The following is a 22,659-nucleotide window of genomic DNA, read 5'->3' as shown; positions in this document are numbered from 1 at the left end:
CCCGCTCGTCTAGGCCGTGCGCAGGAAGCGGTCGAGGACGTCGACGCCGAAGTGCAGGGCTTCGACGGGGACGCGTTCGTCGACGCCGTGGAAGAGGGCCTGGTAGTCGAAGCCCTCGGGCAGCTTCAGCGGTGCGAAGCCGTAGGCGGTGATGCCGAGGCGGGAGAACTGCTTGGCGTCGGTGCCGCCGGACATGCAGTACGGCACGACGTGCCCCTCGGGTGCGAACTCCTCGACGGCGGCCCGCATACGGGCGTACAGCGGGGTGTCCACCGGCGCCTGGAGGGCGACCGAGTGGTGGCGGAACTCCCAGTTCACGTCGGGGCCGGTGAGTTCGTCGAGGGTCGCGCGGAACTCGTCCTCGGTGCCCCAGAGATACCGTCCGTCGACGTGGGCGACGGCCTCGCCGGGGATGACGTTGAGCTTGTAACCGGCTTCCAGCATGGTCGGGTTGGCGCTGTTGCGGACCGTCGCCTCGACGAGGGAGGCCGCCGGGCCGAGCTTCTTCAGCAGGGTGTCCACGGCGTCGGGGTCGTCGAGTACGGGCTCGATGCCGTAGAGGGCGGCGAGTTCGGTGAGGGCGGCGCGGACGGTCGGGGTGAGGCGGAGCGGCCACTCGTGTTCACCGATCCGGGCGACGGCGGCGGCCAGCCGGGTGACGGCGTTGTCCCGGTTGACCTTGGAGCCGTGTCCGGCGCGCCCGCGCGCGGTGAGCCTGAGCCAGCCGGTGCCGCGCTCCCCCGCGGCGATCGGGTAGATCTCGCGGCCGGCGCCGTCGTGGAAGGTGAACGCCCCGGACTCGCCGACGGCTTCCGTGCACCCCTCGAACAGTGCGGCGTGCCGGTCGGCGAGGAACCCGGCGCCGTCCTCGGCGCTGGCCTCCTCGTCGGCGGTGAAGGCGAGGACGAGGTCGCGGCGGGGCCGTACGCCCTGCCGCGCCCAGGCGCGCACCACGGCCAGGATCATCGCGTCCATGTTCTTCATGTCGACGGCGCCGCGTCCCCACACCACTCCGTCGCGGATCTCCCCGGAGAAGGGGTGCACGGTCCAGTCGGCGGCCTCGGCGGGGACGACGTCCAGGTGGCCGTGGAGGAGCAGCGCGTCCGCGGACGGGTCGGTGCCCGGGATGCGGGCGACGACGTTGGTGCGTCCGGGGGTGCGTTCCAGGAGGGCCGGTTCGATGCCCGCGTCGGCCAGTCGCGCGGCCGCGTACTCGGCGGCGGGCCGCTCCCGGCAGTCGCCGCCGCCCCGGTTGGTGGTGTCGATCCGGATGAGGTCGGAGGTGAAGCGGACGACCTCGTCCCGTGCCTGCGCGTCAGCCATCCCTCTCCTCTTCCCGGCCGTTCCGCCCGGCGTCCCGGTCCTGTTTCCCGGTCCCGCCGTTCAGCCGTACTGCTCCTCGATCGCGGCCGAGACGACGGTGGTGACCGCTTTGAAGGTACGGATGCCCTCGTACATCGTGCCGCTGGTGTAGACGATCCTACGTTCGCCGGTGCGCGCCACGCCGGGTACGACGGTGGCGGCCATCGCGAGGTGCTCGGCGTCGAACTCGACGGCGACCGTGTGCGGTCCGCCGTGGACGGGGTCCCGGCGCACCGCGAGGGAGGCCGCCTCCTGCGCGGCCGCCCGGATGTCGGCGGCGGTGCGGGCGGGTGTACGGCAGACGGCGGCGTACCGGGAGACGTGGTCCTTGACGGCGACCTTCAGCGCCTCGGGCGCGTAGCCGAGGGCGTCCTCGCAGGCCACGTCGTCGCCGGTGACGAGAACGACCGGGACGCCGTACTCGGCGGCCACGTGCGCGTTGAGCAGGCCCTCGCTGGCGCGGACGTCGTCCAGCCAGACGCCGGTGATGGAGTTGGCGAGGTAGGTGTGGGCGAGGACGCCTTCCATTCCGGCGCCGGCGTGGTAGCCGACGAAGGCGATGCCGTCCACGTCGCCGTACTGCACGCCTTCCACCATGGAGAGGGACTTGTGCCGGCCGGTGAGCATCTCGGCCCGTTCGTCGAGCCGTTCGAGGAGGAGGTTGCGCATGGTCCAGTGGGCCTCGTTGATCAGCACCTCGTCGGCGCCGCCGGCGAAGAAGCCGTGCACGGCCGCGTTGACGTCCGAGGTGAACATCGACCGGCAGCGTTCCCACTGCGGGGTCCCCGGCAGCACGTCGGCCGGCCAGGTGACGCCGGTGGCGCCCTCCATGTCGGCGCTGATCAGAATCTTCACGTCCGGGCCCCGTTCTGTCCGACTCCGGTCTCTCCGGCGTCTCCAGGAGATTTTCGAGCCTAACGGGCCCCCTCACGGTTGCCCGGGGAGCGGGGGGTACAGCGCGCCGGGGCCGGTGTGCGGGGGGCGACGAGGTCGGCCCGGCCGGTGGCCGCGGCGGCGAAGCGCCCCTGTCCCGGCTGCCGGACGGGATGGGCGGCCAGAGCGTACCCACAGCGCCGGCGACCCGGGCCCCTGGCGGCCGCGCACCGAAGACCCCCGGTGCACCGCTGCGGGTGGGCCCGCCACCGGCGGGCAGGTCGGGCCCGGGTCAGGCCAGCGACAGGAACAGCTTCTCCAGGCGGCCGCGCATCTGCGCGGAGTCCCGGACCTCCGGGTCCTCGCTGGTCATGCACTGCTCCAGCCCGGTCGCGATGATCGCGAAACCGGCCCGGTCCAGGGCCCGGGAGACCGCCGCGAGCTGGGTGACCACGTCCTCGCAGTCCCGGCCCTCCTCGATCATCCGGATCACGCCCGCGAGCTGGCCCTGAGCGCGCCGCAGCCGGTTGAGCGCCGACTTCAGCTCCTCGGCCGACATGTCGAGTTGCACACTTCCTCCTCTTTCATACCCCCACGGGTATCGTACCCTTGCGAGAGAACAACCCGGAGAGGCGTTCTGTTCCGTGACCTGGTCCCGGAGGCGAACTCGCGGTGCCGCTGGACCGGCTCGACGAGGCTGCTCCCGCCCTGCGGCGGACGCGCGGGCGGCGTCTCCTGCTGATCGTATGCGCCTCCGGGCCCGGTCCGCCCAGGGCTGCGCACGGCTTGCCGGACCCGTGAGGCCGACGGCCGCGCCGGAGGGCGGCGGCACGAGTGCCTGGGCAGGCCGCCGCCGGGCACGCCGCCGAGAACCCGGCCTGCGCCCGGCGTGCGCCCCGCTTCCGCTCGGCGCGCGCCCGCCCACCATGGCCGCCGTACCATCCGGTCCGCCTCGTCGCCGGCTCCCAGGTCGTCGCGGGTGGCGCGGGTGACGCGGGTGACGCGGGCGCCCGCGCGTCGGCTGTCCGGGCTCACCAGCGACGGCCCGGCGTTCTCCGGCGCGACCGACACTCGCGGCACGGCCGCCCCGTCGTTCCGGAGTCCCGGAGACTCATCGCCCCCCGTCGCCCCGTCACCCCGTCGCCCCGTCGCCCGGCGTCCGCGCGGCCGGCCCGCCGGTGGGCGCCGTCTGGTTCGAGGTGGACTCGGCGCGGCGGCTCATCGCCTGATGTGCTCCGAGGTCAGCCGGGCCGCCCCGCCACCAGCCACTTCGACGGCAGTTCGATCCGGGTGCCGTCCGGCGCGGACTCGGTGGTGATGAGCGGGAGTTCACCGCTCGCGAGGACGGTGAGCCCCGCCGCACGGAGGAGGCCCGGCACGGCGTCGTCGGCGACCTCGCCGGGGGCTATGCCGTGGCGGAAGATCGGCGCGAGTTTCGGGGGCGGACCGGCCGGGCCCTGGGCCAGACCGCCGAGGACGGGACGGGCGGCCTCGGACAGTTCGACGAGGAAGACCCGGCCCCGCTCGCCGAGCAGCTCGGCGATCCCGTCGACCAGCGGCTGCCGGTCGGCGGGCTCGCACTGGTGCAGGACGCCCCGCATGTAGACGTTGGCGTCCCCGAGTTCGGCGTGCAGGGTCTCGGCGGCGCCCCGCTCGGCCGCGTCCAGCAGCCGGTACGTCGCCTGTCCGGCGGGGTCGGCGCGCCGGGCGTGGTCGAGTGCGGCGGCGGCCAGGTCGACGCCGACGACCTGCCGGAAGCGGTCGGCGAGGAACCGGGTCTGGGTGCCGTTGCCGCAGCCGAGGTCGACTAGGGGCAGCCCGGCGTCGGCGAGACGGGGCTCGAAGAGGGCGAGGTGGCGGGCGGCGGTGACCTTGGGATCGGCGTCCCAGAAGACCGCGCCCGGGTCGTCGGGGGCCTCCCGCCAGAAGCCCTCCCAGGCTTCTCGGTACCGCATCGTCACGCTCATGCACAGCTCCCCGGGGTGCGAGGCCGATCCGCCGTAAGTGACGGGCGAGTACGGTCTATCGCTCCCACGGCGCCGCTACAAGCGCGGTGCGTCTTCCTTCACGCCTCGTTCCGGAACCGTACGCCGTTGTGCGCCCCGCACGGCCCGGGTGGGTGCGGGAACCGCTGTCCGTGAGGCTCTTCGAGGCCGCTCAGCGCCGTGGCAGCGTGAGCTCGAACCACACCGACTTCCCGGCGCCCGTGCGGCTGGTCCCCCACTCCCTGGCCAGCGTGCTCACCACCCGCAGGCCCCGCCCGCTCTCGTCCTCGGGCCCGGCGCTCAGCAGGGTCGGCAGTTCGTGGTCGTCGTCGTCCACCTCGCACAGCAGTGTCTCCCCGCGCACCAGCCGCAGGGTGACGGGCTGCCGGTGGGAGTGCCGCAGGGCGTTGGTGACGATTTCGCTCACCATCAGTTCGGCGGTGTGGGCGAGTTTCGCCAGGCCCCAGTCGTGGAGTTGTTCGCGGACCGCCGCGCGGGCCCGGGCGGCCTCGGCCGGGTCGAGACGGAAGCGCCACTCGGCCACGTCGTCGGGTTCGATGCCGTTGAGGCGGGCCATGAGCAGGGCCACGTCGTCCTTGCGGCCACCGCGGCCCGCCTTCGAGAACGTCGCGGCGAGGGCGCGGATGATGGTGTCACAGGCGTCGTCCATGGAGGCGGCCGGGTGCGCGGCGGACTCGCACAGGGTCGCCAGGCCCGCGCCGATGTCCTCGCCGCGCACCTCCACCAGGCCGTCGGTGCACATCACCAGCCGGTCGCCGGGTTCCACGCGTACGCGTACCGCCTCGAAGGGCACCCCGCCCACTCCGATGGGCGCCCCGGTGGGCAGGTCGAGCAGTTCGCTGCGGCCGTCGACGGCGCGGACCAGCACCGGCGGGATGTGGCCCGCGTTGGCGAGGTGGAGTTCGCTCGCGATGGGGTCGTAGACGGCGTACAGGCAGGTGGCGAGGTAGGTGTCGCCGAGCCGTTGCGCCAGGTCGTCGAGGTTGCGCAGGAGTTGGGCGGGCGGCAGGTCGAGGGCGGCCATGGTCTGCACGGCCGTTCTCAACTGGCCCATCATCGCGGCCGAGTTGAGGCCGTGGCCCATGACGTCGCCGACGACGAGGGCGGTGCGTGCGCCGGGGAGTTTCACGGAGTCGAACCAGTCGCCGCCGACCCGCCCGAGCAGGGTGCCGGGCAGGTAGCGGGTGGCGATGTCGCAGCCCGCCATGCGCGGCGGGATGTGCGGCAGCATGCTGTCCTGGAGGGTCTCGGCGACGCTCTCCTGGTAGGTGTACATGCGCGCGTTGTCGAGCACGAGGCCGGCGCGGGCGGCGAGTTCGGCTCCGGTGACCCGGTCCATGTCGTTGAACTCGGCGCGCTCGGGGTGGCGCAGCAGGATCATGAAGCCGAGGACGACGTTCCGGGCCTTCAGCGGGACGACGAGCATGGAGCGGCCGGTGATGAGGGGCCGGATGTCGCGTTTCTCGAACTGCGAGGCGATGGCGTGGCCCATCTGCTCGCTGATGCGCGGCACGAGGACGGGTTCGCCGGTGGTCATGCACTGGAAGAACGGGGTGTGGGCCGGAAAGGGCATGGCCTCGCCGACCGGGACGACGTCGTCCCAGCGGCCGGGTTCGTCGGTGTGCTCGACCGCCACCCGGTGCCACATGGTCGTGGTGTCGGGCACGCCCTCCGCGAATCCCTCGCCGGCGACGACCTGTTCGCGCAGATAGGTGCCGGCGACGTCGGTGAAGCGGGGGACGACGGCCTTGCTGACCTCGGTGATCGTGCGGGAGAGGTCCAGGGAGGTGCCGATCCTTCCGCTGACCTCGTTGAGGAACTCCAGGCGCTCGCGCACGGCGGCGTACTCGAGGTCCTCGCGTTCGTCGGCGAGCTCCGGTGTGACGGGCAGTCCCTCGGCGGCGGCGCGGACGGCCCGCTCACGACGGGCCTTGCGCTCGACGCGCCGGGCCACACCCCAGTCGGGGGTGACCGGCACCCGGTCGTTCTGGCTGAACTCCAGCACGGGGTAGCCGAGTTCGAGGACCTGGGCGACGATGCGGGCGCTCTCGCCGACGCTCATGCTGGGCAGGATCTCGGGCAGTCTGCGGGCCAGTTCCTCGGCGCCGGGGAAGTCGGTGTGCAGGGCGAAGCCGGGCGCGATGCGCTCGACGGCGAGCGGGTCCGGGGATGTCGCCGGCTGTTCCCGGTGCAGGGTGGCGGCGTCGGCGGCGAGGACGAGCAGCCGCTCAGGGCCCGGTCCGACGAGGGGGTAGGCCCACCACAGGACGTCGACCCGGTGGCGGTCCCGGTCCGGCACGGTGAGGCGGGCGCGTCCCGCGGCCGGGTAGCTCAGTCCGCGGTCGAGGGAGGACTCCAGACCGGGGCCCAGTCCGTCGTAGGCCCCGAACTCCCCGTACGAGCCGTGCGGAAGGTCGTCGTCGGGCTCGGGGAGGGCGCCGGAGACGGGGAGCAGGTCGATGGCGGGTGCGCCGATCGCCTCCTCCTTGGCGACGCCGAAGAGCCGGCGTGCGCCGGTGCTCCAGTGGGAGACGAGGCCGTCGCGGTCGACGACGACCACGGCCAGCGGCATGCGCCCGGCGCCGGCGTCCGCCGCCCCACTGCCCGCTCCGCGGCCGGGAGGTGCGTCCCTGTCGGTGCCACGGTCCATGGCCCAGGCCCTCTCTCCCCAGAGCTGTGCAAGATCTGTCCGCAGCACCAACCGTACGGCGCGTACCGCTCGGGATGTGCGGCAATCCTGGAATTGGTTTCACCGGCGCGCTCCGGGGTACGCCGTGCGCCGCGATGGCTTCCCGGCCCTCGTGGCCGGGCTGCGCGTCGCCCTCGTCGCACCTGCCGCGCGCTCCCCGCGGGAAGCGGGAGACACGGGCGGACGCGACGAGTGGCGGCGCCGTACCGGTCGTCGGGGGGAGCCACGCGGACAGGTGAAGGGGGCCGGCGGACCCGGAGGTCAGGCCACCGGGACTACTTCTCGACCTCGGCGGCGAGCTTGTCGAGGATCGCGTCGTAGATACGGCCGAGGCCCTTGGGGGCGAAGGTCCTCTCGAAGAAGCCGCCGATGCCGCCGGCGCCCTGCCAGGTGGTGGTGACGACGACACGGGACGCGCCCTCGCCGGCCGGGGTGACGCGCCAGACGGTGACCATCGAGGAGTTGCGGTCCTTCTCGACCAGTTCGCCGTCGGTCGGCTCGGTGACCTCCAGGAGACAGTCGCGGACGCGCTTGCTGGTGGCCTGGAGCTTCCAGTGGACGAGGGTGCCCTCGCCGTCGCCGCCCTCGCGCACCTCGTACTCGCTGAAGTGCTCGGGCAGCAGGCTCGCGCGCGTGCCGCTGTAGTCGGCGAGCGTGTCGAACACCTTGTCGGGGTCCGCAGCGACGACCCGCTCGGTGGTGGCCTCGACCTGCGCCATGAAGTTCCTCCAGGTCCGTGTTGCTCGGGGTTGCTCAGGGTGTGCTCGGGCGAGGCAAGCCAACCACCCCGCTCCACGGCCGCCCAAATCGGGGGCGCGGAAGCGGCCGGAAGGCGCTCGAAACGCCGAGGCAGAGACGCACCCGCACGATCATGGGAACACATGTTCTATTGTGGGGCTCAGTGCTACCGAGGAGGCGTCATGCGCTGGGAGAACCTCGCCCTGGAGTCCCGCCACGACCGGGCGTCGGACGCCGCCCTGTTCGGCGCGGACGCGGTCACGACCCGGACGTTCGACACGCCGGAGTTCGCCGGGATCACCTTCCACGAGGTCCGGGCCCGCTCGGTCCTCAACCGGGTGCCGGGCGCCTCCCGGATGCCGTTCGAATGGACGGTGAACCCCTACCGTGGCTGCACGCACGCGTGCGTGTACTGCTTCGCCCGCAAGACCCACGGCTATCTGGACCTCGACACCGGGATCGGCTTCGACACCCAGATCGTGGTCAAGGTGAACGCACCCGAGGTGCTGCGCCGCCAGCTCGCCTCGCCGCGCTGGCACGGCGATCACGTGGCGATGGGCACGAACGTCGACTGCTACCAGCGCGCGGAGGGCCGCTACCGGCTGATGCCGGGCATCCTGTCCGCCCTGCGCGACCGGGCCAATCCCTTCTCCATCCTGACCAAGGGCACCCTGATCCTGCGCGACCTCGACCTGCTGAAGCAGGCCGCCCAGGTGACCGACGTCGGGATCTCCGTCTCGGTCGGCTTCACCGACACCGCGCTGTGGCGCACCGTGGAGCCGGGCACCCCGTCCCCCGAGCGGCGCCTGGACGTCGTACGGACCCTCACCGGGCAGGGCGTCGGCGTCGGCGTGCTGATGGCGCCGGTGATCCCGTTCCTCTCCGACGAACCGGCCCAGCTGCGGGCGACCGTGCGGGCCATAGCGGCGGCGGGGGCCACGTCCGTCACCCCGCTCGTGCTGCATCTGCGCCCCGGGGCCCGCGAGTGGTTCACGGCCTGGCTGGGACAGCACCACCCGCACCTGGTGCGCCGTTACGAGCGGCTGTACGCGGACGGCTCCTACGCCCCCAAGTGGTACCAGCGCCGGATCACCCGTCAGGTGCACGAACTGGCGCAGGAGTACGGCATCGGGCCCGCGCACGCGGGGACGCCGCGCCGGATCCGGCCGGCGGAGCGGGCGGAGGAACCCGCCCCGTCCGGGCCGACCCAGCTCACCCTGATCTGAGCGCGTTCGAGCGCATCCGGCGCCCGATCGGGTCAACTCTCACCGCAACAGGAATGTCCGGACGATCTTTCCGGGACGATGCCGCGAGGGCCGTGAGCCACGCGGCCCGGCCACCTCCGGCCCCCTCCGTCCTGGGAGGACTCCTTGAACCCACGCGCAGCCGTGCTGTGCGCCACCGCCGTCGTCCTGGCCGGGACCGTCACGGCCGTACCGGCGGGCGCGACCCCCGCGCCCGCGACCCCGGCGGCCGCGGCCGCCGCGACGGCGAAGCTCGACTGGAAGAAGTGCGCCACCACCGACCAGCCGACGCTCCAGTGCGCGTCCCTGAAGGTGCCGCTGGACCACGACACCCCGGGCGGGGAGCAGATCACCCTGGCGCTGTCGCGCGTCCCGCACACCGCGCGGACCTACCAGGGGCCGCTGCTGGTCAACCCCGGCGGGCCCGGCGGCCGGGGACTGTCCCTCGCCGGATTCGTCGCGTCGTCGCTGCCGAAGGCGGTGGCCGCCCAGTACGACGTCATCGGCTTCGACCCGCGCGGGGTGGGCAGAAGCACCCCGGCCCTGGACTGCAGGCCCGGCCACTTCGGGCCCGTGCGCCCGGACTCCGTGCCGGCCACCGAGGCGACCGAGAAGGCGAACCTGGAGCGGGCCCGGTCCTTCGCCGAGGCGTGCGGCAAGAAGTACGCGCGCGTGCTGCCGTTCATCGACACGGTCAGCGCGGTACGCGACATGGACGCGATCCGCGCCGCCACCGGCGCGCCCAGGCTGAACTACTTCGGCTACTCGTACGGCACCTACCTCGGCGCGGTCTACGCCAAGCTGTACCCGCAGCGGGTACGGCGCCTGGTCCTGGACTCGATCGTCGACCCCACGGGCGTCTGGTACGACGCCAACCTCACGCAGGACGTCGCCTTCAACGACCGCCACCGCGCTCTGATGGCGTGGATCGCCAAGTACGACAAGACGTACCGGCTCGGCAGCGACCCGGAGAAGGTCGAGGCCGCGTGGTACGCGATGCGGGCGGCGCTCGCCAGGAAGCCGGCCGGCGGCAAGGTGGGCGCCGCGGAACTGGAGGACACCTTCCTGCCCGGCGGCTACTACGACGGCTACTGGCCCCATCTCGCCAAGGCGTTCGCGGCGTACGTGAACGACGGGAAGGCCGATCCGCTGGTGCGGGCCTACGAGGACTACGCCGCCGTGGACGCCTCGGGGGACAACGGCTACAGCGTCTACACCTCGGTGCAGTGCCGTGACGCGCTCTGGCCGCGCGACTGGGACACGTGGCGCTCGGACAACTGGGCGGCGTACCGGAAGGCGCCGTTCATGGCCTGGAACAACGCCTGGTACAACGCACCGTGCGCGTTCTGGCCGACCAGGTCGCGGGGCCCGGTGAACATCGCCAACGACGCGCTGCCGCCGGCCCTGCTGTTCCAGGCGACGAACGACGCGGCCACCCCGTACGAGGGCGGCGCGCTGGTCCACGCGCTGCTGCGCGGCTCCAGCTTCGTGGTCGAACAGGGCGGCGGGAACCACGGCGTCACGCTGAGCGGGAACAGCTGCCTGGACGAGCACCTGGCGGCGTATCTGACCGACGGCACGGTCCCGCGCGGCACCGGCCCGGTCGACGCGGTGTGCGAGGCCCAGCCCGCTCCGAAGCCGCCGGCCTCGGAGGCCACCGCGCGCACGGCCCGCGGCTCGGCCCTGCACGGCCTGCTGGGCTTCCGCGGCTGAGGGTGGCCGCCGGGCCCGTCGGGGGCGTTGTCGGACCCGTGGTCCACCATGGACGCATGAGCGAACCGACCAGGATTCCCGCCCCCGACGGGGTCGCCCCAGCGGCCCAGTACACCCACGTGGTCATGGGCTCCGGCCGTTTCGTGGCGATCTCCGGCCAGCTCCCCCTCGACGAGCACGGCGCGCTGGTCGGCGAGGGGGACCCGGGGGCGCAGGCCCGTCAGGTCTTCGAGAACCTGCGGCGCTGCCTCGCCGCGGCGGGCGCCGGCTTCGACGACGTCGTCAAACTGACCTACTTCGTCACGGACATGGCCCACATGCCCGCGATCCGCGCGGCCCGCGCCGCCCACATACCCGACGACCGCCTCCCGGCCGCCTCGGCCGTCCAGGTCGCCGCGCTGGTCCGCCCGGAGTTCCTGATGGAGATCGAGGCGTTCGCGGTCCTCGGGGCATGACCGCGAGCCGTACAGAGCGCTGTTCCGGCGGGGAAGCGTCCTGGTGACGGCCTGACAGTCCGACGGCCTGACAGTTCGGCGGCCCGGCAAGGCAACGGCCGGAACCGTGTGACGGGCCGACGGAGTGACGGACCGACGGTCCGGCAGCGTGGCGGCCGGGCGGTCTCACGGCCCGCCGGTCCCGCCGGCCGCCTACCGCTGGCGGGGAATCCGCGCCAGCGCGTGCACGGCGGCCTCGGCGAGCGCGGGATGCGCGAGGGCCTCGTTCAGCACGGGCCGGGCGCGGTCGTCGCCGAGCGAGCCGAGCCCCTCCACGCAGGCCAGGGCCACCCGTCGGTAGGGGTCGTGCGGGGTGAGCCGGCGCCGGAGGGTGGTGATCAGCGCGGGCACCGCCTCGGGCGCGCGCAGCCGCACCAGGAGCCGGACGGGGTGCAGGGCGTAGGCGACGCGCAGTTCGTTGGTGGCCAGGGCCGCGGCGGCGCGTGCGGTGCGGGGATCACCGAGGCGGGCCAGGGCGTGGGCGGCGGAGGCGCAGCGCGGCGGGTCGCGGTGGTTGAGGAGCAGCACGAGCGCCTCGAACGCCCGCGGGTCCCCCGCGAGCCCCAGCCGGAAGGCGGCCAGCTCCCGGGCCCACAGCGGCTGCCCCGGCTCGGTGAGCACGTCCGCCAGTGCGTCGCGGTCCTCGGTGGCCGCGAGCCGTTCGAACGCGGCCGTGCCACCCGACTCCCGCCGTAAGCGCTCCGTGAGTGATCGCAACTCTTCGTCCATGTCCTCGAGGGTAGGGGCTGGGACACACCCCGGGGACCGGGCGGCGCGCAGCGGCGCATGGAAGCACAACCAGCGCACTGGCGACGGATTCGAATGCGCCTCCGATGTATGCGCACCCGTTCCCCTCCAGGGCCGCGGCACCCCTCCACGCGATCCCCTCCCCCTCAGCGACGTGCAGCAATGCCATGGACCACGAGCAGAGAAAGCACCTTCAGACTCAACTTCGTTCAACGACGGTCATGTTCGGCTGATTTTCGAAGCACATTAGTTCGCACGAGTGAATTTTCGAGGCGGAAAGGGCCGACCGCCCCCGTCAGTACGATGACGCACCCAACAGCACAGGAAGCGCCTGCTGTTGGCACATCTCCGCAGTAACCACAGCCATGAGCGGTGGTCCGAGCAGGAACGATCAAAAGCGTTGCTACTGATAAGTAATGAGCCGTCAGATGGACGCTGGAACCGACAGGAAAGGGTCGACGGCCTCCTCCCTGATGATGGGTGCCGTCGATGCGGAGCCGCTGGGCTCCTGCACCGAGGCGCCCGGCGGCGCCGTCGTCTTGTCCGAAGGGCCTTGACCACATGAGTTCTCCCCCGCCATTCGATCCGTCCTCCTACGGGGAACTGATGCGCGGTCTGTTCCACCAGGTGCGGCTCGACACGTTCGAGACCTACGACGACCCGCGTTGCAACATCACGGCCGTCACCATGGAGGCCTTCACCGTGACCCTGCCCCGGCTGCCTGCCGGCACGAGCGTCGAGGAGACGTACGAGCGGCTGATGGACGCGAGCATGCAGCTCGCGGCCGACGGGATGAAGCGCGTACGGGACGGTTGCGGCCCGTACGAGGTGCACCTGGTCCCGCTCGTCTCCCTGTACGGCCCCCGGCTCGGCGAACTGGACGAGGAACTCCTCCCGTGGCTGGTCGCGGTCGACGACCTGCCGCGCAAGGAGCGGGCCGTCTTCCGGGCCATAGCCCACCTGGGCTGGACCAACGTCCGGACCGCCGGGCTGCTGGACCGCTCCGAGGGCTGGACCAGCAAGCTCATGGCACGGGCCAGATCCCTCCTGACGCGCGCCGGGGTCTCCGTGGAGGAGCTGCAGACGAGCTTCTTCGACATAGAGATCGAGAGAAGGAAGGACAAGGAATGACCCATGTGACGGCTCACCGCCGCAAGGCGCGTCTCATCGATCATGCCGCTCCGCCCACTCCTGAGGAGTGGCGGGAGAACGACGCCCGGTACTTCGAGGACATCGAGGCGGAGATCCGGCGCCGGGCCGCCGGGGGCGATCCCGGCCGCGCTCCCTGGACGTCGCCGCTGTACTTCGACACCGGCCACGGCACGTCCGCCACGCGACGCGCGCTGCTCGTACTGCGCCATCTGCCGCGCGGGGCGGTCGTCCGCCTGGTCCTGGACCGGCTGCTCCACGGGGAGAGCATCCGTCCCACGACCGGCCCGGGCGCCGGACGCACCGGCGACCACGCCGACACCGAGGGGCGCGAGCACCGTGCTCACGACGGCCGCTCCCGCCACCCGGACCACACCATGAGCCCGCCCACCCGGGGCGGGCGGACCATCGTGGCGTCGTCGGCCGGCGCATAGCCGCCGGCCGTCCGACGTCATGACGGAGCCGCCGCTCCCGCGGCCCCGGCCCACGGGCCACGGCCGCGGGAGCGGCGGTCTCCGGCGCACCCCCGCACCCCCCACGCCCCGCCGCGAGAACAGAGAGCACGACGATGGCGACCCACGGCACCCCCCGGCAGACCGTCGCGAGATGCAGCAACGCGACGAGGGCGGGCATACCCCACGCCCGTACGACACCCGAGACCGGCCCGCACACCGGGGCGGACTCCGGCACCGCGCCCGGACCGGACACCGGCACGGACACCCCGCCCCCCGCGTCCCGCACCACGCCCGCGCCCGGCCCCGCACCCGAACCCGACGCCGCCACGCCCGGATCCGGCGCCGTCCGCACACCCGCCCCCGCACCCCCACCCGCACCCGCACCCGCACCCGCACCCGCACCCGGATCCGACACCACCCCCGCGCCCGTTCCCGTCCCTGTCCCTGTGTCCACCCCCGCCCCCGCCCCCGGGAAGGGACCACGCCCGGCGTCCGGCAGCCCGGCGGTGCGCCCCGCGCGCCGGACGCTCGCCCTCGGGGCCGTCCTCGGCCTGCTGGCCACCGCTTCGCTCATCTGCGTCGCCCTGGGCATCCACCAGATGCTGGACCACTCCCCGCTCGCCAACGGGTTCCTGGCGCTGGCGGGTGTGTGCATGACCGGGGTCGCCGCCGGCGTCCCCCTCTTCCTCCACCTCCGCCGCAAGGACCCCTCGGACGGCGGCTCCTGACGCGCGCACCCGTGCGGAACAGGTCACACTGCCGAGGGCTGGCGCGCTCGTTACCCACCGGTTAAGCTCATACGAGCGAGTCACCCACTCGCTCATCCCTCGCGGCGGCCTGGTGACGCAGCCACCGCGAGAGCAGTCGGTTCGGTACGTGGTACCGATGTACGACCCGGTCCCGGGACAGGGCCGGTCGGATTCCCGTTCGTCCGGTGGGCGTGTGCGCGCCCGCGGCGAGCGGCACCGGGCGTGTGCGCCAGTAGCCCGGCAACACCCGCACTCCTTCCGCACCCGGTGCGCCCGGGCCTCGCAGAGGCTTTCCGGCGCACCTGGGGGCGTTCCCAGTCGTCACCCTCTTTCTCTGGAGTCCCGCGATGGCCACTCCCCTGTCCGACACCCCTCTGTCCCCGCTCCGGACGATCGCCGTCGTCGGCCTCGGCACCATGGGCACCGGCATCACCGAGGTCCTGGCCAAGGCCGGCCGCGAGGTGATCGGCATCGACATCAGCGAGGCCCAGGCGGCGCGGTCGCTCGCCGCCCTGGAGGCCTCCACCGCCCGCGCCGTGCAGCGCGGCCGGCTGACCGAGGAGGAGCGCGCCGACGCCCTCGCCCGGGTCCGCACCTCCACCGACCTGCGCGCGGCGGCCGACGCCGACCTGGTGATCGAGGTGGCCCCGGAGTCGTACGAGATCAAGCAGCCGATCTTCCGTGAGCTGGACGGGATCGTGCGGCCGGACACGATCCTCGCGACCGGCACCAACGCCCTGTCGGTGACCCGGCTCGCCGCCGAGTCGGCGCGCCCGGAGCGGGTGCTGGGCCTGCACTTCTTCAACCCGGCGCCCGCGATGAAGCTGGTCGAGGTGGTCTCCTCGGTGCTCACCGCGCCGGCCGCCGTCACCGCTGTCACCAACCTCGCCCTCGACCTCGGCAAGGAGCCCGTCGCGGTCGGCGACCGCCCCGGGTTCGTCGCGGACGGGCTGCTGTTCGGCTACCTCAACCAGGCCGCCGCGATGTACGAGGCGCGGTACGCCTCCCGCGAGGACATCGACGCCGCGATGCGGCTCGGCTGCGGCCTGCCGATGGGCCCGCTCGCCCTGCTCGACCTGATCGGCGTCGACACGGCCCGTACGGTCCTCGAGGCCATGTACGCCGAGTCCCGCGACCGGCTGCACGCCCCCGCCCCGATCCTCAAGCAGCTCAGCGAGGCGGGTCTGACGGGCCGTAAGGCGGGCCGCGGTTTCTACACGTACGAGGCGCCGGGCAGCGCGACGGTCGTCCCGGACGCGCTGACGCCCGTCTCCGGCGGGACCGGGACGCCGGGGCGCGAGGTCCGCAGCGTCGGCGTCGCCGGGTCCGGCACCATGGCCTCCGGCATCGCCGAGGTGTTCGCCAAGGCGGGCTACGACGTCGTCCTGGCCGCCCGCAGCGAGGAGAAGGCGCAGACGGCGAAGGCCCGTATCGGCAAGTCGCTCGCCCGGTCCGTCGACAAGGGCCGGATGACCGCCGAGGCCGCCGCGCAGACCCTGGAGCGGATCACCCCGGCCGGCGGCTACGACGCCTTCGCCGACGTCGATCTGGCCGTCGAGGCGGTCGCCGAGGACCTGGAGATCAAGCAGCAGCTGTTCGCGACGCTGGACAAGGTGTGCAAGCCGGGTGCCGTCCTGGCCACCACCACCTCGTCGCTGCCGGTGGTCGCCTGCGCCCGCGCCACCTCGCGCCCGCAGGACGTCATCGGGATGCACTTCTTCAACCCGGCGCCGGCCATGAAGCTGGTCGAGGTCGTCCGTACCGTGCTGACGGCCGAGGACGTCCACGCGACGGTCCACGAGGTGTGCGGACGGATCAGGAAGCACGCCGTCGACTGCGGGGACCGTGCGGGCTTCATCGTGAACGCCCTGCTGTTCCCGTACCTCAACAACGCGATCAAGATGGTGCAGGAGCACTACGCCTCCCTCGACGACATCGACGCCGCGATGAAGCTGGGCGGCGGTTACCCGATGGGCCCGTTCGAGCTGCTGGACGTCGTCGGGCTGGACGTCTCCCTCGCCATCGAGAAGGTCCTGCACCGCGAGTTCCGCGACCCGGGCCTCGCCCCGGCCCCGCTCCTGGAGCACCTGGTGGCCGCGGGCTGCCTCGGCCGCAAGACCGGCCGCGGCTTCCGCGAATATGCCCGCCGCTGACGGCGCCGGCGACGGGTTCGAAGGGGACCGGGACTGGGGCGGGCTGCTGGACCCGGGCGGGCATCCGACACCCGCCCGGCCCGGGCGTCTCCCCCCGCTCCGGCCCGGCGGTCCCCCGCCTCTCCCGGGCGGGGGAAACCCCGGACCTGCGCATCGAGCTGCGCACATGCAGTACGTTCGGGTCATGTCCCAGCCCGCCAGGTCCCCACGTACACCAGCCACGCCCGACGCGCCGGAGAGTGCCGCGGGCGGCCGCGCGGCCGCCCAACGGCTCAGGATGCGCCGCGAACTGGCGGCCGCGGCCATGGAGCTGTTCGCGACGAAGGGGTACGAGGCGACCACCGTCGACGAGATCGCGGCCGCGGCCGGCGTCGCACGCCGCACCTTCTTCCGCCACTTCCGCTCCAAGGAAGAGGCCATCTTCCCCGACCACGACGACACCCTGATCCGCGCCGAGGCCGTCCTCAACGCGGCCCCGGCGCACGAGCACCCCCTCGACACCGTGTGCCGCGGCATCAAGGAGGTCATGAAGATGTACGCGGGCCGCCCGGAGATCTCGGTCGCCCGCTACAAGCTGACGCGTGAGGTGCCCACCCTGCGCGAGGCGGAGATCGCCTCGGTGGCCCGCTACGAGCGGCTCTTCACCCGCTACCTGCTCGGCCACTTCGACGAGCACGCGCACGACGACGACGCCAACGACGACCCGCTGCTCGCCGAGGTCGCCGCCTCCGCCGTGGTCACCGCCCACAACCACGTGCTGCGGCGCTGGCTGCGGGCCGGCGGTCAGGGCGACGTCGAGGCACAGCTCGACCACGCCTTCGCCATCGTCCGCAGGACCTTCGGCACCGGCATCGGCGCCGGACGCAACGGTGCCGCCCCCGCGCAGCAGGTCCCCGCGGCGGTCTCCGCCCAGGGCGAGGTGCTGGTGACGGTCGCCCGCACCGACGCACCGCTGGACGAGGTCATGCGCACCATCGAGCAGGCGCTCAAGGAGCGCTGAGCCCCCTCTCCCGCAGCCCGGCCCCTGTGATGACGGCCACCCCACCGGGTGGCCGTTTTGGCATGTCAGAGCCCCTTTTCACGCGGATTTCCGAGGCAGTTCGATCGATCATCGCTCATTTGTTACGTAAAGATTTCAGCTGAGAGGAAGTTCTGGCACTCAGTGCCTTGCGGGGTGACACGCGGTGTCATACGTTGAAGGAGTCCGGGCGGCCGGCGTGCAGAGACCATACGTACGCCGGCTGTCCCCGCAAGCCGACGGCTCGCGCGCCCGGACGCCTGCGTCACAGGCAACCTCCCGCGCCACAAAGCGCTGCCGAACAGCACCACCGCCGAACCGACGGCACCTTCCCACCCACCCTCAGCAGCACCGACGTAACCCTCAGCGCCCCGCCCTCAGGGCGCTCACCGCCGGAGGCATCACCGTGACCGTGAAGGACATCCTGGACGCGATCCAGTCGCCGGAATCGACGCCGGCCGACTTCGCCGCCCTGCCGCTCCCCGAGTCGTACCGCGCGATCACCGTGCACAAGGACGAGACCGAGATGTTCGCGGGCCTCGCGACCCGCGACAAGGACCCGCGCAAGTCGATCCACCTCGACGAGGTCCCGCTGCCCGAGCTCGGCCCGGGCGAGGCCCTGGTGGCCGTCATGGCCTCCTCGGTCAACTACAACTCCGTGTGGACCTCGATCTTCGAGCCGCTGTCCACGTTCGGCTTCCTGGAGCGCTACGGCCGCCTCAGCGAGCTGACCAAGCGGCACGACCTGCCGTACCACATCATCGGCTCCGACCTCGCGGGCGTCGTCCTGCGCACCGGTCCCGGCGTCAACGCCTGGAAGCCCGGTGACGAGGTCGTCGCCCACTGCCTCAGCGTCGAGCTGGAGTCGTCGGACGGCCACAACGACACCATGCTCGACCCCGAGCAGCGCATCTGGGGCTTCGAGACCAACTTCGGCGGCCTCGCCGAGATCGCGCTGGTCAAGTCCAACCAGCTGATGCCGAAGCCGGACCACCTCAGCTGGGAGGAGGCCGCCGCCCCGGGTCTGGTCAACTCCACCGCCTACCGGCAGCTGGTCTCCCGCAACGGCGCCGGCATGAAGCAGGGCGACAACGTCCTGATCTGGGGCGCGAGCGGCGGCCTGGGCTCCTACGCCACGCAGTTCGCGCTGGCCGGCGGCGCCAACCCCATCTGTGTGGTGAGCAGCCCCCAGAAGGCGGACATCTGCCGTTCGATGGGCGCCGAGGCGATCATCGACCGCAACGCCGAGGGCTACAAGTTCTGGAAGGACGAGCACACCCAGGACCCCAAGGAGTGGAAGCGCTTCGGCAAGCGCATCCGCGAGCTGACCGGCGGCGAGGACATCGACATCGTCTTCGAGCACCCCGGCCGCGAGACCTTCGGCGCGTCGGTCTACGTCACCCGCAAGGGCGGCACCATCACCACCTGCGCCTCGACCTCGGGCTACATGCACGAGTACGACAACCGCTACCTGTGGATGTCCCTGAAGCGGATCATCGGCTCGCACTTCGCCAACTACCGCGAGGCCTGGGAGGCCAACCGGCTCATCGCGAAGGGCAAGATCCACCCCACCCTGTCGAAGGTCTACTCCCTGGAGGAGACCGGCCAGGCCGCCTACGACGTGCACCGCAACCTCCACCAGGGCAAGGTCGGCGTGCTGTGCCTGGCCCCCGAGGAGGGCCTGGGCGTGCGCGACGAGGAGAAGCGCGCCCAGCACATCGACGCCATCAACCGCTTCCGCAACATCTGAGACACCCGGGGTCATAGATGACTGAGCGTCAGAAGGACCGGCCGTGGCTCATGCGCACGTACGCCGGTCACTCCACGGCCGAGGCGTCCAACGAGCTGTACCGGCGCAACCTCGCCAAGGGGCAGACGGGCCTGTCGGTGGCGTTCGACCTGCCCACGCAGACCGGCTACGACTCCGACCACGTCCTCGCCCGCGGCGAGGTCGGCCGGGTCGGTGTGCCGGTGGCGCACCTCGGTGACATGCGCAGGCTGTTCCAGGACATCCCCCTGGAGCAGATGAACACCTCGATGACCATCAACGCCACCGCCATGTGGCTGCTGGCGCTCTACCAGGTCGTCGCGGAGGAGCAGGGCGCGGACATCAGCCGGCTCCAGGGCACGACCCAGAACGACATCGTCAAGGAGTACCTCTCCCGGGGCACGCACGTGTTCCCGCCGGGGCCCTCGCTCCGGCTGACGACGGACATGATCGCGTACACGGTCTCCCACATCCCGAAGTGGAACCCGATCAACATCTGCAGCTACCACCTGCAGGAGGCGGGCGCCACGCCGGTCCAGGAGATCGCGTACGCGATGTCCACCGCCATCGCGGTGCTGGACGCCGTCCGCGACTCCGGCCAGGTGCCGGCCGAGAAGTTCGGTGACGTGGTCGCCCGGATCTCCTTCTTCGTGAACGCGGGCGTCCGCTTCATCGAGGAGATGTGCAAGATGCGCGCCTTCGGCCGCATCTGGGACCGGATCACCCGCGAGCGGTACGGCATCGAGGACCCCAAGCAGCGCCGCTTCCGGTACGGCGTCCAGGTCAACTCGCTCGGTCTGACCGAGGCGCAGCCGGAGAACAACGTCCAGCGGATCGTGCTGGAGATGCTGGCCGTGACGCTCTCCAAGGACGCGCGGGCGCGTGCCGTGCAGCTCCCGGCGTGGAACGAGGCCCTGGGCCTGCCCCGCCCGTGGGACCAGCAGTGGTCGCTGCGCATCCAGCAGGTGCTCGCCCACGAGAGCGACCTGCTGGAGTACGAGGACATCTTCGAGGGCTCGCACGTCGTCGAGGCGAAGGTGAGCCGGCTGGTCGAGGAGTCCTTCGCGGAGATCGACCGGATCCAGGAGATGGGCGGCGCGATGGCCGCCGTCGAGTCCGGCTACCTCAAGTCGCAGCTGGTCTCCTCGCACGCCGAGCGCCGGGCCCGGATCGAGTCCGGGCAGGAGAAGATCGTCGGCGTCAACATCTTCGAGACGACCGAGCCCAACCCGCTGACCGCCGACCTCGACACGGCGATCCAGACGGTCGACCCGGCCGTCGAGGCCCGGGTCGTCGCCTCCCTGCAGAACTGGCGCGACACCCGCTACCAGCCGCCCTTCAACCACCCGCGCCCCTGCAAGGCGCTGGAGCGGCTGAAGGAGGCCGCCAAGGGCACCGACAACCTCATGGAGGCCACCCTGGAGTGCGCCCGCGCCGGGGTCACGACCGGCGAGTGGGCCGGGGCCCTGCGCGAGGTGTTCGGCGAGTTCCGCGCCCCGACGGGGGTCTCCTCGGCGCCGGTCGCGGTTCCGGCCGAGGAGGGGTCGGCCATGGCCGACGTCCGCCGCAAGGTGGAGGTGACGGCCAAGGACCTCGGCGTGGGCAAGCTGCGCTTCCTGGTCGGCAAGCCCGGCCTGGACGGGCACTCCAACGGCGCCGAGCAGATCGCGGTGCGCGCGCGGGACGCCGGCTTCGAGGTGGTCTACCAGGGCATCCGGCTGACGCCCGAGCAGATCGTGGACGCGGCGCTCGCCGAGGACGTGCACGCGGTGGGGCTGTCGATCCTCTCCGGCTCGCACGCGCAGCTGGTCCCCGACGTGCTCGAAAGGCTGCGTGTGGCCGGTGCCACAGATATACCGGTGATCGCCGGTGGCATCATCCCCAACGGGGACGCCGAGCAGCTCAGGGCCGCCGGAGTGGCAGCGGTGTTCACCCCGAAGGACTTCGACATCACCGGAATCATCGGCCGCATCGTCGACGAGATCCGGAAAGCGAACAAGCTCGACCCCCTGGAGGTCCCCGCATGACCGTCAACCGTCTGCGTCCCCGCCGCTCGTGTCTCGCGGTACCGGGCAGCAACCCGCGCTTCCTGGAGAAGGCGCAGGGCCTCCCGGCGGACCAGGTCTTCCTCGACCTGGAGGACGCGTGCGCGCCGCTCGCCAAGCCCGAGGCGCGGCACACCATCGTCAAGTTCCTCAACGAGGGCGACTGGACGGGCAAGACGCGCGTCGTGCGTGTCAACGACTGGACGACCGAGTGGACGTACCGCGACGTCGTGACCGTCGTCGAGGGCGCCGGCCAGAACCTCGACTGCATCATGCTGCCGAAGGTGCAGACCGCCGAGCAGGTCGTCGCGCTGGACCTGCTGCTGACGCAGATCGAGAAGACGATGGGCTTCGAGGTCGGCAAGATCGGCATCGAGGCGCAGATCGAGAATGCGCAGGGCCTGAACAACGTCAACGCCATCGCGCAGGCCTCCCCGCGCGTGGAGACGATCATCTTCGGCCCGGCCGACTTCATGGCGTCGATCAACATGAAGTCGCTGGTCGTGGGCGAGCAGCCGCCCGGCTACCCGGCGGACGCCTACCACTACATCCTGATGAAGATCCTGATGGCCGCCCGCGCCAACAACCTCCAGGCGATCGACGGCCCCTACCTGCAGATCCGCAACATCGACGGCTACCGCGCGGTCGCCCAGCGCGCCGCCGCCCTCGGCTTCGACGGAAAGTGGGTGCTGCACCCGGGCCAGGTCGAGGCGTCCAACGAGATCTTCTCGCCGTCTCAGGAGGACTACGACCACGCCGAGCTGATCCTGGACGCGTACGACTACTACACGTCCGAGGCGGGCGGCAAGAAGGGCTCCGCGATGCTCGGCGACGAGATGATCGACGAGGCCAGCCGCAAGATGGCCCTGGTCATCTCCGGCAAGGGCCGCGCCGCCGGCATGCAGCGCACCAGCAAGTTCGAGATCCCGGAGGCCTGAGCGCGATGCAGTTCGGACGCACCTACGAGGAGTTCGAGGTCGGGGCGACGTACAAGCACTGGCCGGGCAAGACGGTCACGGAGTACGACGACCACCTGTTCTGTCTCCTCACGATGAACCACCACCCGCTCCACATGGACACCAACTATGCGGAGAAGACGACCGACTTCGGCAAGAACGTCGTCGTGGGCAACTACATCTACTCGCTGCTGCTCGGCATGAGCGTGCCGGACATCTCCGGCAAGGCGATCGCCAACCTGGAGATCGAGTCGCTCAAGCACGTGGCGCCGACCTTCCACGGCGACACGATCTACGGCCAGACGACCGTGCTCGACAAGTGGCCGTCCAAGTCGAAGAACGACCGCGGGATCGTCTACGTCGAGACCAAGGGCTACAAGCAGGACGGCACGCTGGTCTGCGTGTTCCGCCGCAAGGTGATGGTGCCGACCGAGACGTACATCAAGGAGCGCGGCGGCGAGCAGCCCGGCCGCCCGGAGCTGAAGTCGCAGGAGAAGTAA

General features: G+C 71.9%; 19 protein-coding genes. 12 read left to right on the top strand and 7 right to left on the bottom strand.

Annotated elements, in window-relative coordinates; translation table 11 throughout:
* Nucleotides 1–9: 9 nt before the first annotated feature.
* The 6 genes from ACFY2L_RS07295 to ACFY2L_RS07270 form a co-directional block, all read right to left on the bottom strand.
* Nucleotides 10–1,323: a M20/M25/M40 family metallo-hydrolase gene (locus ACFY2L_RS07295; protein ID WP_390821733.1), complete on the bottom strand. Its 1,314-nt coding sequence runs from the start codon at nt 1,321–1,323 to the stop codon at nt 10–12.
* Nucleotides 1,324–1,383: 60 nt separating this feature from the next.
* Complete coding sequence (locus tag ACFY2L_RS07290; RefSeq protein WP_390658792.1) at nt 1,384–2,217, bottom strand: M55 family metallopeptidase; 834 nt, start codon at nt 2,215–2,217, stop codon at nt 1,384–1,386.
* A gap of 310 nt (nt 2,218–2,527) precedes the next feature.
* Complete coding sequence (locus ACFY2L_RS07285) at nt 2,528–2,806, bottom strand: metal-sensitive transcriptional regulator (RefSeq protein ID WP_390658793.1); 279 nt, start codon at nt 2,804–2,806, stop codon at nt 2,528–2,530.
* 670 nt (nt 2,807–3,476) lie between these two features.
* Nucleotides 3,477–4,202 (bottom strand): class I SAM-dependent methyltransferase, encoded by a 726-nt coding sequence (locus ACFY2L_RS07280; RefSeq protein WP_390658794.1) that lies wholly within the window; start codon nt 4,200–4,202, stop codon nt 3,477–3,479.
* Nucleotides 4,203–4,392: 190 nt separating this feature from the next.
* Nucleotides 4,393–6,891 (bottom strand): SpoIIE family protein phosphatase, encoded by a 2,499-nt coding sequence (locus tag ACFY2L_RS07275; protein ID WP_390821732.1) that lies wholly within the window; start codon nt 6,889–6,891, stop codon nt 4,393–4,395.
* Nucleotides 6,892–7,205: 314 nt separating this feature from the next.
* Complete coding sequence (locus ACFY2L_RS07270) at nt 7,206–7,649, bottom strand: SRPBCC family protein (RefSeq protein WP_390658796.1); 444 nt, start codon at nt 7,647–7,649, stop codon at nt 7,206–7,208.
* Between the two features lie 201 nt (nt 7,650–7,850).
* Here ACFY2L_RS07270 and ACFY2L_RS07265 point away from each other — a divergent pair, with 201 nt between their 5' ends.
* The 3 genes from ACFY2L_RS07265 (at nt 7,851) to ACFY2L_RS07255 (ending at nt 11,080) form a co-directional block, all read left to right on the top strand.
* Nucleotides 7,851–8,894, top strand: coding sequence for an Rv2578c family radical SAM protein (locus tag ACFY2L_RS07265; RefSeq protein ID WP_390658797.1), 1,044 nt, complete (start codon nt 7,851–7,853; stop codon nt 8,892–8,894).
* Nucleotides 8,895–9,038: 144 nt separating this feature from the next.
* The gene (locus tag ACFY2L_RS07260; protein WP_390658798.1) at nt 9,039–10,625 is read left to right on the top strand and encodes an alpha/beta hydrolase; all 1,587 of its coding nucleotides are present in this window, start codon (nt 9,039–9,041) and stop codon (nt 10,623–10,625) included.
* 56 nt (nt 10,626–10,681) lie between these two features.
* Nucleotides 10,682–11,080 (top strand): RidA family protein, encoded by a 399-nt coding sequence (locus ACFY2L_RS07255; RefSeq protein ID WP_390658799.1) that lies wholly within the window; start codon nt 10,682–10,684, stop codon nt 11,078–11,080.
* Between the two features lie 192 nt (nt 11,081–11,272).
* Here ACFY2L_RS07255 and ACFY2L_RS07250 read toward each other — a convergent pair whose 3' ends face one another.
* Nucleotides 11,273–11,848 carry an adenylosuccinate lyase gene (locus ACFY2L_RS07250; protein ID WP_390658800.1) on the bottom strand — a complete coding sequence of 192 codons (576 nt, stop codon included), beginning with the start codon at nt 11,846–11,848 and terminating at the stop codon, nt 11,273–11,275.
* Between the two features lie 579 nt (nt 11,849–12,427).
* On the opposite strand from ACFY2L_RS07250, the gene ACFY2L_RS07245 reads away from it, so the two are divergent.
* From ACFY2L_RS07245 to ACFY2L_RS07205, 9 genes are all read left to right on the top strand, one after another.
* Nucleotides 12,428–12,997 (top strand): hypothetical protein, encoded by a 570-nt coding sequence (locus ACFY2L_RS07245; protein ID WP_390821731.1) that lies wholly within the window; start codon nt 12,428–12,430, stop codon nt 12,995–12,997.
* A complete protein-coding gene (locus ACFY2L_RS07240; RefSeq protein WP_390821730.1) occupies nt 12,994–13,449 on the top strand; it encodes a hypothetical protein in 456 nt (151 codons plus the stop codon). The genes ACFY2L_RS07245 and ACFY2L_RS07240 overlap by 4 nt, the downstream gene beginning before the upstream one ends.
* A gap of 134 nt (nt 13,450–13,583) precedes the next feature.
* Nucleotides 13,584–14,198, top strand: coding sequence for a hypothetical protein (locus ACFY2L_RS07235; RefSeq protein WP_390821729.1), 615 nt, complete (start codon nt 13,584–13,586; stop codon nt 14,196–14,198).
* Nucleotides 14,199–14,566: 368 nt separating this feature from the next.
* Complete coding sequence (locus ACFY2L_RS07230; RefSeq protein WP_390658804.1) at nt 14,567–16,372, top strand: 3-hydroxyacyl-CoA dehydrogenase family protein; 1,806 nt, start codon at nt 14,567–14,569, stop codon at nt 16,370–16,372.
* Nucleotides 16,373–16,556: 184 nt separating this feature from the next.
* On the top strand, nt 16,557–17,372 hold the full coding sequence (locus ACFY2L_RS07225) for a TetR family transcriptional regulator (RefSeq protein WP_390658805.1): 816 nt from the start codon (nt 16,557–16,559) through the stop codon (nt 17,370–17,372).
* A gap of 430 nt (nt 17,373–17,802) precedes the next feature.
* Nucleotides 17,803–19,140 carry a crotonyl-CoA carboxylase/reductase gene (ccrA, locus tag ACFY2L_RS07220; RefSeq protein WP_390658989.1) on the top strand — a complete coding sequence of 446 codons (1,338 nt, stop codon included), beginning with the start codon at nt 17,803–17,805 and terminating at the stop codon, nt 19,138–19,140.
* A 17-nt stretch (nt 19,141–19,157) separates the two neighbouring features.
* The gene (locus ACFY2L_RS07215) at nt 19,158–21,185 is read left to right on the top strand and encodes a protein meaA (protein ID WP_390658806.1); all 2,028 of its coding nucleotides are present in this window, start codon (nt 19,158–19,160) and stop codon (nt 21,183–21,185) included.
* Entirely contained in the window at nt 21,182–22,141 is a 960-nt protein-coding gene (locus ACFY2L_RS07210) for an HpcH/HpaI aldolase/citrate lyase family protein (RefSeq protein WP_386379252.1), read from the top strand. The genes ACFY2L_RS07215 and ACFY2L_RS07210 overlap by 4 nt, the downstream gene beginning before the upstream one ends.
* Before the next feature lie 5 nt (nt 22,142–22,146).
* The gene (locus ACFY2L_RS07205; RefSeq protein ID WP_093905754.1) at nt 22,147–22,659 is read left to right on the top strand and encodes a MaoC family dehydratase; all 513 of its coding nucleotides are present in this window, start codon (nt 22,147–22,149) and stop codon (nt 22,657–22,659) included.

It is taken from the genome of Streptomyces sp. NPDC001381, assembly GCF_042895685.1.
In the GTDB taxonomy this organism is placed as follows: Bacteria; Actinomycetota; Actinomycetes; order Streptomycetales; family Streptomycetaceae; genus Streptomyces.
The sequence above is the reverse complement of the archived record's forward strand: the minus strand, read 5'-3'. Positions and strand labels throughout refer to the sequence as shown.

Bases quoted from the DNA above. Each gene is read 5' to 3' on its own strand.
- ACFY2L_RS07270 (WP_390658796.1), bottom strand. From the start codon at position 7,649: ATGGCGCAGGTCGAGGCCACCACCGAGCGGGTCGTCGCTGCGGACCCC.
- ACFY2L_RS07265 (WP_390658797.1), top strand. From the start codon at position 7,851: ATGCGCTGGGAGAACCTCGCCCTGGAGTCCCGCCACGACCGGGCGTCG.
- ACFY2L_RS07295 (WP_390821733.1), bottom strand. From the start codon at position 1,323: ATGGCTGACGCGCAGGCACGGGACGAGGTCGTCCGCTTCACCTCCGAC.
- ACFY2L_RS07215 (WP_390658806.1), top strand. From the start codon at position 19,158: ATGACTGAGCGTCAGAAGGACCGGCCGTGGCTCATGCGCACGTACGCC.
- ACFY2L_RS07240 (WP_390821730.1), top strand. From the start codon at position 12,994: ATGACCCATGTGACGGCTCACCGCCGCAAGGCGCGTCTCATCGATCAT.
- ACFY2L_RS07225 (WP_390658805.1), top strand. From the start codon at position 16,557: ATGTCCCAGCCCGCCAGGTCCCCACGTACACCAGCCACGCCCGACGCG.
- ACFY2L_RS07230 (WP_390658804.1), top strand. From the start codon at position 14,567: ATGGCCACTCCCCTGTCCGACACCCCTCTGTCCCCGCTCCGGACGATC.
- ACFY2L_RS07245 (WP_390821731.1), top strand. From the start codon at position 12,428: ATGAGTTCTCCCCCGCCATTCGATCCGTCCTCCTACGGGGAACTGATG.
- ACFY2L_RS07280 (WP_390658794.1), bottom strand. From the start codon at position 4,202: ATGAGCGTGACGATGCGGTACCGAGAAGCCTGGGAGGGCTTCTGGCGG.
- ACFY2L_RS07210 (WP_386379252.1), top strand. From the start codon at position 21,182: ATGACCGTCAACCGTCTGCGTCCCCGCCGCTCGTGTCTCGCGGTACCG.
- ACFY2L_RS07205 (WP_093905754.1), top strand. From the start codon at position 22,147: ATGCAGTTCGGACGCACCTACGAGGAGTTCGAGGTCGGGGCGACGTAC.
- ACFY2L_RS07235 (WP_390821729.1), top strand. From the start codon at position 13,584: ATGGCGACCCACGGCACCCCCCGGCAGACCGTCGCGAGATGCAGCAAC.
- ACFY2L_RS07275 (WP_390821732.1), bottom strand. From the start codon at position 6,891: ATGGACCGTGGCACCGACAGGGACGCACCTCCCGGCCGCGGAGCGGGC.
- ACFY2L_RS07255 (WP_390658799.1), top strand. From the start codon at position 10,682: ATGAGCGAACCGACCAGGATTCCCGCCCCCGACGGGGTCGCCCCAGCG.
- ACFY2L_RS07250 (WP_390658800.1), bottom strand. From the start codon at position 11,848: ATGGACGAAGAGTTGCGATCACTCACGGAGCGCTTACGGCGGGAGTCG.